The 6,492-nt window shown below is 69.5% G+C and carries 7 protein-coding genes and 1 pseudogene; 1 reads left to right on the top strand and 7 read right to left on the bottom strand.

What is annotated here, in order from left to right; translation table 11 throughout:
* The 7 genes from FPZ47_RS25875 to sepIVA all read right to left on the bottom strand — a co-directional run.
* Nucleotides 1-1,000, bottom strand: a 1,000-nt coding sequence (locus FPZ47_RS25875) for a chromosome segregation SMC family protein (protein WP_145039699.1), incomplete at its 3' end; no start/stop codon positions are given.
* A gap of 135 nt (nt 1,001-1,135) precedes the next feature.
* Complete coding sequence (locus FPZ47_RS25870) at nt 1,136-1,441, bottom strand: acylphosphatase (protein ID WP_144956752.1); 306 nt, start codon at nt 1,439-1,441, stop codon at nt 1,136-1,138.
* A complete protein-coding gene (locus FPZ47_RS25865) occupies nt 1,416-1,841 on the bottom strand; it encodes an OsmC family protein (RefSeq protein WP_144956750.1) in 426 nt (141 codons plus the stop codon). The genes FPZ47_RS25870 and FPZ47_RS25865 overlap by 26 nt, the downstream gene beginning before the upstream one ends.
* Before the next feature lie 70 nt (nt 1,842-1,911).
* Nucleotides 1,912-2,760 carry a DNA-formamidopyrimidine glycosylase gene (mutM, locus tag FPZ47_RS25860; protein ID WP_144956747.1) on the bottom strand — a complete coding sequence of 283 codons (849 nt, stop codon included), beginning with the start codon at nt 2,758-2,760 and terminating at the stop codon, nt 1,912-1,914.
* 13 nt (nt 2,761-2,773) lie between these two features.
* A complete protein-coding gene (rnc, locus tag FPZ47_RS25855; protein WP_144956744.1) occupies nt 2,774-3,487 on the bottom strand; it encodes a ribonuclease III in 714 nt (237 codons plus the stop codon).
* The gene (locus FPZ47_RS25850) at nt 3,484-4,071 is read right to left on the bottom strand and encodes a YceD family protein (RefSeq protein WP_210420014.1); all 588 of its coding nucleotides are present in this window, start codon (nt 4,069-4,071) and stop codon (nt 3,484-3,486) included. The genes rnc and FPZ47_RS25850 overlap by 4 nt, the downstream gene beginning before the upstream one ends.
* Before the next feature lie 71 nt (nt 4,072-4,142).
* On the bottom strand, nt 4,143-4,880 hold the full coding sequence (sepIVA, locus tag FPZ47_RS25845; protein WP_144956758.1) for a cell division protein SepIVA: 738 nt from the start codon (nt 4,878-4,880) through the stop codon (nt 4,143-4,145).
* A 321-nt stretch (nt 4,881-5,201) separates the two neighbouring features.
* On the opposite strand from sepIVA, the pseudogene FPZ47_RS25840 reads away from it, so the two are divergent.
* Nucleotides 5,202-6,381 (top strand): annotated as a pseudogene (locus FPZ47_RS25840) (permease).
* Nucleotides 6,382-6,492 lie beyond the last annotated feature (111 nt).

The following is a 6,492-nucleotide window of genomic DNA, read 5'->3' as shown; positions in this document are numbered from 1 at the left end:
CCTGGCTCTGCGAGCACCACGGCGGGTCGGGGTCGCCGGTCCTGACCGGCTCGACATCGAGATGCTGGGCGCGCTCGCTGGCGATGCGCACGGTCGCGGCCACGCGTTCGGCCAGGGCGGACAGCCCGAACCAGGTGTGCTGGACCGCCTCGGCGCGGCTCGAGAGCTCGGCCAGCGCGGTCTCGTGCGCGGTCAGCTCGTCGGACGCCACCGCGAGACGCGCTGCGGCCTCGTCGTGCTCGCGGCGCATCGCGGCCTCGGCCTCCAGGATCGCCTCGCGCTGGGTCTGCCGGCCGACCAGGTCGTCGGCGGCCAGCCGCAACCGGGCGTCGCGCAGGTCGGCCTGGATGGTCTGGGCGCGACGGGCCACCTCGGCCTGGCGGCCCAGCGGTTTGAGCTGGCGCCGCAACTCGGTGGTCAGGTCGGTGAGCCGCGCCAGATTGGCCGACATCGCGTCGAGTTTGCGCAGCGCCTTTTCCTTGCGCTTGCGGTGCTTGAGCACGCCGGCGGCTTCTTCGATGAACGCGCGGCGATCCTCGGGCCGCGACTGCAGGATCGCGTCGAGCTTGCCCTGCCCTACGATGACGTGCATCTCGCGGCCGATCCCGGAGTCGCTCAGCAACTCCTGGACGTCCATCAACCGGCAGCCGCTGCCGTTGATCTCGTACTCGCTGGCGCCGTCGCGGAACATGCGGCGGGTGATGGACACCTCGGAGTAGTCGATGGGCAGCGCGTTGTCGGAGTTGTCGATGGTCACGGTGACCTCGGCGCGGCCCAGCGGGGCCCGCGACGAGGTGCCGGCGAAGATGACGTCCTCCATCTTCCCGCCGCGCAGCGTCTTGGCGCCCTGCTCCCCCATCACCCAGGCCAGGGCGTCGACCACGTTCGATTTACCGGAGCCGTTCGGCCCGACGACAACGGTGATGCCCGGTTCGAAGCGCAGAGTCGTCGGCGATGCGAAGGACTTGAAGCCCTTCAGCGTCAGACTCTTGAGGTACACGGCGTGCCAGACTACCGCTCGAACCGCCGCGTCAAGCCTCCCCGCGGGGGTGTCGGCGGGCCCGAACTCCGCCGGTCGGGGCAATCGCTGGTGCACTGGTCACAGTGGTCACACCCGTCACGGCGAGGGGAGCGCTCAGCGCTCGACGAACCCGTCGAAACGCTCCCGCGGCTGCGACCAGTCGGCCACGACCTTGTCGACGCGGCCGGGCTGGGGGGGCCAGGACTCGCCGCCGTCCAGCAGCTGCAGCAGCCTCTCGACCGCCTCGCGTCGCCCCTGCGCGACCACCAGCACCCGGCCGTCGGGCTGGTTGGCCGCGTAACCGGTCAGGCCCAGCTCCAGCGCCCGGCAGCGCGTCCACCAGCGAAAGCCGACCCCCTGGACTTTCCCGTGCACCCAGGCGGTGAGCCGAACGTCAGGATCCGGCGTCGGATGTGTCACCGGCGACCCCGAAGGTGACCGTGGTGCCCGACTTCAGCGTGCGCCCGACGGTGCAGACCTGATCGATGGCCCGGTTGACCACGAGCAGAAGGCGGTCCCTGTCCTCCGGGGACAGCCCGGACAGGTCCAGCTCGAGGGTCTCCTCGAGCTGGGGATAGCGTTGCTGTTCTCGGTCCGCGGTGCCGGACACCCTGATCACCGCCGCGTAGTCCTCGCCGAGGCGGCGGGCCAGCGGATGGTCGCTGGACATTCCGCTGCACGCGGCAAGCGCGATCTTGAGCAGCTCGCCGGGGGTGAACACGCCCTCCACGTCATCGGAACCGATAAGGACCCGCGCTCCGCGCGAGCTGTGGCCCGTGTAGCGGCGGGTTCCGGTGCGTTCGACCCAAAGTTCCGTCATGGCTCATTTCTACCGGTGGTTCATGTTTCGCCGAAATCGACGGCTGCGCGAGAAAGCCCGGGAGAGACGCTCAAAGCCGCGGGCGGGGCTGACATTTCGGGCAGTAGTACGACGAGCGGTTCATGAACTTCTCCCGGCGCATCACCGCGCCGCAGCGCCGGCACGCCTGGCCCGCGCGGCCGTAGGCGTCCAGCGACCGGTCGAAGTACCCCGACTCGCCGTTGACGTTGACGTAGAGCGAATCGAACGAGGTCCCCCCCTTGGCCAGCGCCTCGCGCATCACCTCCGCGGCGGCGTCCAGGACCGCGGCCAGGCGCGCGCGGCTCAGCGTGGCCGCCACGCGCGCGCCGTGGACCTTGGCCCGCCACAGCGCCTCGTCGGCGTAGATGTTGCCGATCCCCGACACCACCTGCTGATCCAGCAGCTGACGCTTGAGCTCGGAGTGCTTGCCCCGCAGCACCCGCACGACGGCGTCGGCGTCGAAGCGGGGGTCCAGCGGGTCACGGGCCAGGTGCGCGACGGGCGCAGGCACCACGCTGCCGTCGACTTCCACCAGGTCGGCGAGCAGCCACCCGCCGAAGGTGCGCTGGTCGGCGAAGCTCAGCACGGTCCCGTCGTCGAACAGGGCGGAGATCCGCACGTGCTCGGCGCGCGGGACGGGGCCCAGCAGCATCTGCCCGCTCATGCCCAGGTGGACGACGAGCGCGGTGTCCGACCCGAGCAGCAGCCACAGGTATTTGCCGCGGCGATCGGTCCCGGTGATCCGCGCCCCCAGCAGCCGGGAGGTGAGATCGGCGGGCCCGGCTTCGTGGCGGCGCACCGCGCGGGGGTGGTGCACCCGGACCGCCGTGATCGTCCTGCCGACCACATGGGCCTGCAATCCCCGGCGCACCACCTCGACTTCAGGCAGCTCGGGCATCTGATTCGGGCATCTAGACGGGCAATTTCCCCGCGGTGTCGCGCGCTTCCAGCGTCTTCCAGGTCGCGGCCGCGGCCCTCTGCTCGGCCTCCTTCTTGGAGCGCCCGGTGCCCGACCCGTATTCGGTCTCCATCACGACGACCACCGCGGTGAATTCCTTGTCGTGGTCCGGGCCGGTGGAGGTCACCACGTAGGAAGGCGCGCCCAGGCCGCGCGCGGCCGTCAGCTCCTGCAGGCTGGTCTTCCAGTCCAGCCCGGCCCCCAGCGTGGGCGCGGCGTCCAGCAGCGGGCCGAACAACCGCAGGATCACGTCGCGCGCCGTGGTGATTCCGTGCTGCAGGTAGATCGCGCCCAGCAGGGATTCCATGCCGTCGGCCAGGATGCTGGACTTGTCGGCCCCGCCGGTGTTCGCCTCGCCGCGGCCCAACAACAGGTGCGTCCCGAGGCCCTCGCCGGACAGGTTGCGCGCGACGTCGGCCAGCGCCTGGGTGTTGACGACGCTGGCGCGCAGTTTGGCCAGGTCCCCCTCCGGCCGGTCGGGGTGGCGATGGAAGAGCTCGTCGGTGACGGTCAGGCCCAGAACGGCGTCCCCGAGGAACTCGAGACGCTCGTTGGTCGGCAGGCCGCCGTTCTCGTAGGCGTAGCTGCGGTGCGTCAGCGCCAGTTCGAGCAGCTCGTCGGGCAGATCGACACCGAGCGCGTCGAGCAGGTCTTGCCGCGAGGTCAACGCTCACCCCCCGAGGCATCCGGCCCGGGCGGCAACATCTCGGTCAGCCTGGCCCACCGCGGGTCGATGCGGTCGTGGTGGTGGTCCGGCTCGGCGGCCAGGGAGACGCCGCATTCGGGGCACAGCCCGGGGCAGTCGGGCCGGCACACCGGCGAGAACGGCAGCTCCAGCCCGACGGCGTCGACGACGGACTGCTCGAGGTCGATCGTGTCGTCCACGATGTGGCCGACCTCGTCCTGCTCGGTGGTCGCCTCGGTCGTGCTGCCGGGGTAGGCGAACAGCTCGGTCACGGCGACCTGGATGCGCCCGTCGACCGCGCCCAGGCAGCGGGAGCACTCGCCGGTGGTGGGCGCGGTGACCGTTCCGGTCACCAACACGCCCTCGGACACCGACTCGACCCGCAGATCCAGTTCCAGCGGCGCGCCCCGCTCGATCGCGATCATGTCCAGCCCGATGCGCGACGGGCTGGGCACGGTGTCACGCATGGTGACCATCGCTCCGGGGCGTCGGCCGAGCGGTGTGATATCCAGCGTCATGGGCGAAACCGGACGGCGGTGCGCCGTGGTGCTGTGCTGCCGCGTCATAGGGGAAATCCTACGTGCCGACCGCACAACGCCAGTGCTGAACTGGCGTTTGCCGCGGTGAGCCGATCCGGCTAGCGCGTGGCGTAGTCGTGGGTGCCCGCCGCCGTCCGCAGTTGGTGGCGGCCACGGCCCACGGAGCGGAGGGTGCCGTTGAGGAATTCCTCGAACTCGGCGAGTTTGCTGTCGACGTAGATGTCGCATTCGCCGCGGAGCCGGTCGGCCTCGGCGTGGGCGGTGTCGATGAGCCGGGCGGACTCGGCCTTGGCCGCCTGCACGACCTCGTTCTGGGAGACCAGGCGCTGCTGTTCCTTGATGCCCTCCTGCACGGCCTTCTCGTAGGAGAGGTTGCCGTTCTCGAGCAGCCGGTCGCATTCGGCCTGGGCCCGGCTGGTGCTGGCCTCGTACTCGCGCTTGGCGGCCGTGGCGATGCGCATCGCCTCCTCGCGGGCCTCGCCGACCATCCGTTCGCTGTGCTGGCGGGCCTCGCTCACCATCCGGTCTGCCTGCGCTTTCGCGTCGGACAGGAGCCGGTCGGCCTCCGCGCGGGCGTGGTTGAGCATCGATTCGGACTCGGTGGTCGCCGAGCTCACCATGGATTCGGCGTGGTCCTTGGCCTCCTGCAGCATCGAGTCACGCGCATCGAGGACGTCCTGGGCGTCGTCCAGTTCGCCCGGGATCGCGTCCTTGATGTCGTCGACCAGTTCGAGCACGTCGCCGCGGGGCACCACGCAGCCGGCGGTCATCGGCACGCCACGGGCTTCTTCGACAATGGCAGCCAGTTCGTCCAGCGCTTCAAAGACTCGGTACACGGCCATACCCTCCTGGGCGTCATGCCAAAAAACTCTGTTGTTACCAGTGTGCCTTCTGTTACGTCTGTGGCAGTGGTGGCGACACCGGTGTGTCGGGCACTTGCCCGACGAAGAACGGGTGAAGTCCCCGTCAAGGGCCGGCCCACGCTCGCAGACGGCCATTCTCAGGAATGCGGCACGCGCGGCGAGTCCCCATTTTCCGGTGCGGCGATTCGGAGACCGCGTCCGCGTGCTGCGAGTTCTGCGCGGCGAGGTTGATTCGATACCCCACCCGGGTATATATTCGGACGCCCGGACGGCCTCGACCGGGCGGAGGAATTCATGGCGGTGCTGGCAGCGATCGGCCACGCGCTGACGCTGGCCGGCACGATGACGTGGGAGATCCTCTGGGCGTTGATCCTCGGTTTCGCCCTCTCGGCGGTGGTGCAGGCGGTGGTGCGCCGCTCGACGGTCGTGGCCCTCCTCGGCGACGACCGGCCGCGTACCCTGGCGCTGGCGGCGGGGCTGGGCGCGGCCGCGTCGTCGTGCTCGTATGCGGCGGTGGCCCTGGCGCGATCGCTGTTCCGCAAGGGCGCCAACTTCACCGCGGCCATGGCATTCGAGATCGGCTCCACCAATCTCGTCGTGGAGCTGGGCATCATCCTGGCCCTCCTGATGGGCTGGCAGTTCACCGCCGCGGAATTCGTCGGCGGGCCGGTGATGATCGTCGTGCTGGCGGTGCTGTTCCGGTTGTTCGTGCGCTCCCGGCTCGTCGACGCCGCGCGCGCGGGCCGAGCTGGGAATCGCCGGATCGATGGAAGGCCATGCCGCGATGGACATGTCGATCCAGAGCGAGGGTTCTTTCTGGCGACGGCTCCTGTCCCGGCAGGGCTTCACCTCGGTGTCGCACGTGTTCGTCATGGAGTGGTCGGCGATCCTGCGCGACCTGTTCGCGGGCCTGCTGATTGCGGGGGCGATCGCGGCCTGGGTTCCCGAAACCTTTTGGCAGGGATTCTTTTTGGCCGACCAGCCGGGCTGGGCGGCACTGTGGGGTCCGGTCGTGGGCCCGATCGTGGCGATCGCGTCGTTCGTCTGCTCGATCGGCAACGTGCCGCTCGCCGCGGTGCTGTGGAACGGCGGCATCAGCTTCGGCGGCGTCGTCGCGTTCATCTACGCCGACCTGCTGATCGTGCCGATCTTGAACATCTACCGCAAGTACTACGGCACCAGGATGATGCTGACGCTGTTGTCCACCTTCTACGCCGCGATGGTCGCCGCCGGATACCTGGTCGAATCGCTCTTCGGCGCAGCCAATCTCATCCCGGCACAGCGCAGCGCCGTGGTGCTGGACGCGGGGATCTCGTGGAATTACACCACCTGGCTCAACATCGCCTTCCTTGTCGTTGCGGCGGTGCTGGTCGCCCGGTTCGTCGCGTCGGGGGGAATGCCGATGCTGCGCATGATGGGCGGCTCTCCCGATGCCGAGCACGAGCATCACGACCACGGCGAGCATCACCACTGACCGGCGGAAGGCCCGGCCGTTCCTGCCCGAAAAAACTTGTGTCACTTGCGTTTCTGTGGTCACTGGGCGGCCGGTTTTGTCGGTGGGTGCGCATAGTGTCGCGGTGTGGGT

It is taken from the genome of Mycobacterium helveticum (assembly GCF_007714205.1).
GTDB lineage: Bacteria > Actinomycetota > Actinomycetes > Mycobacteriales > Mycobacteriaceae > Mycobacterium > Mycobacterium helveticum.
Note: the sequence above shows the minus strand (reverse complement) of the source record. Positions and strands in the feature narration are given on the sequence as shown.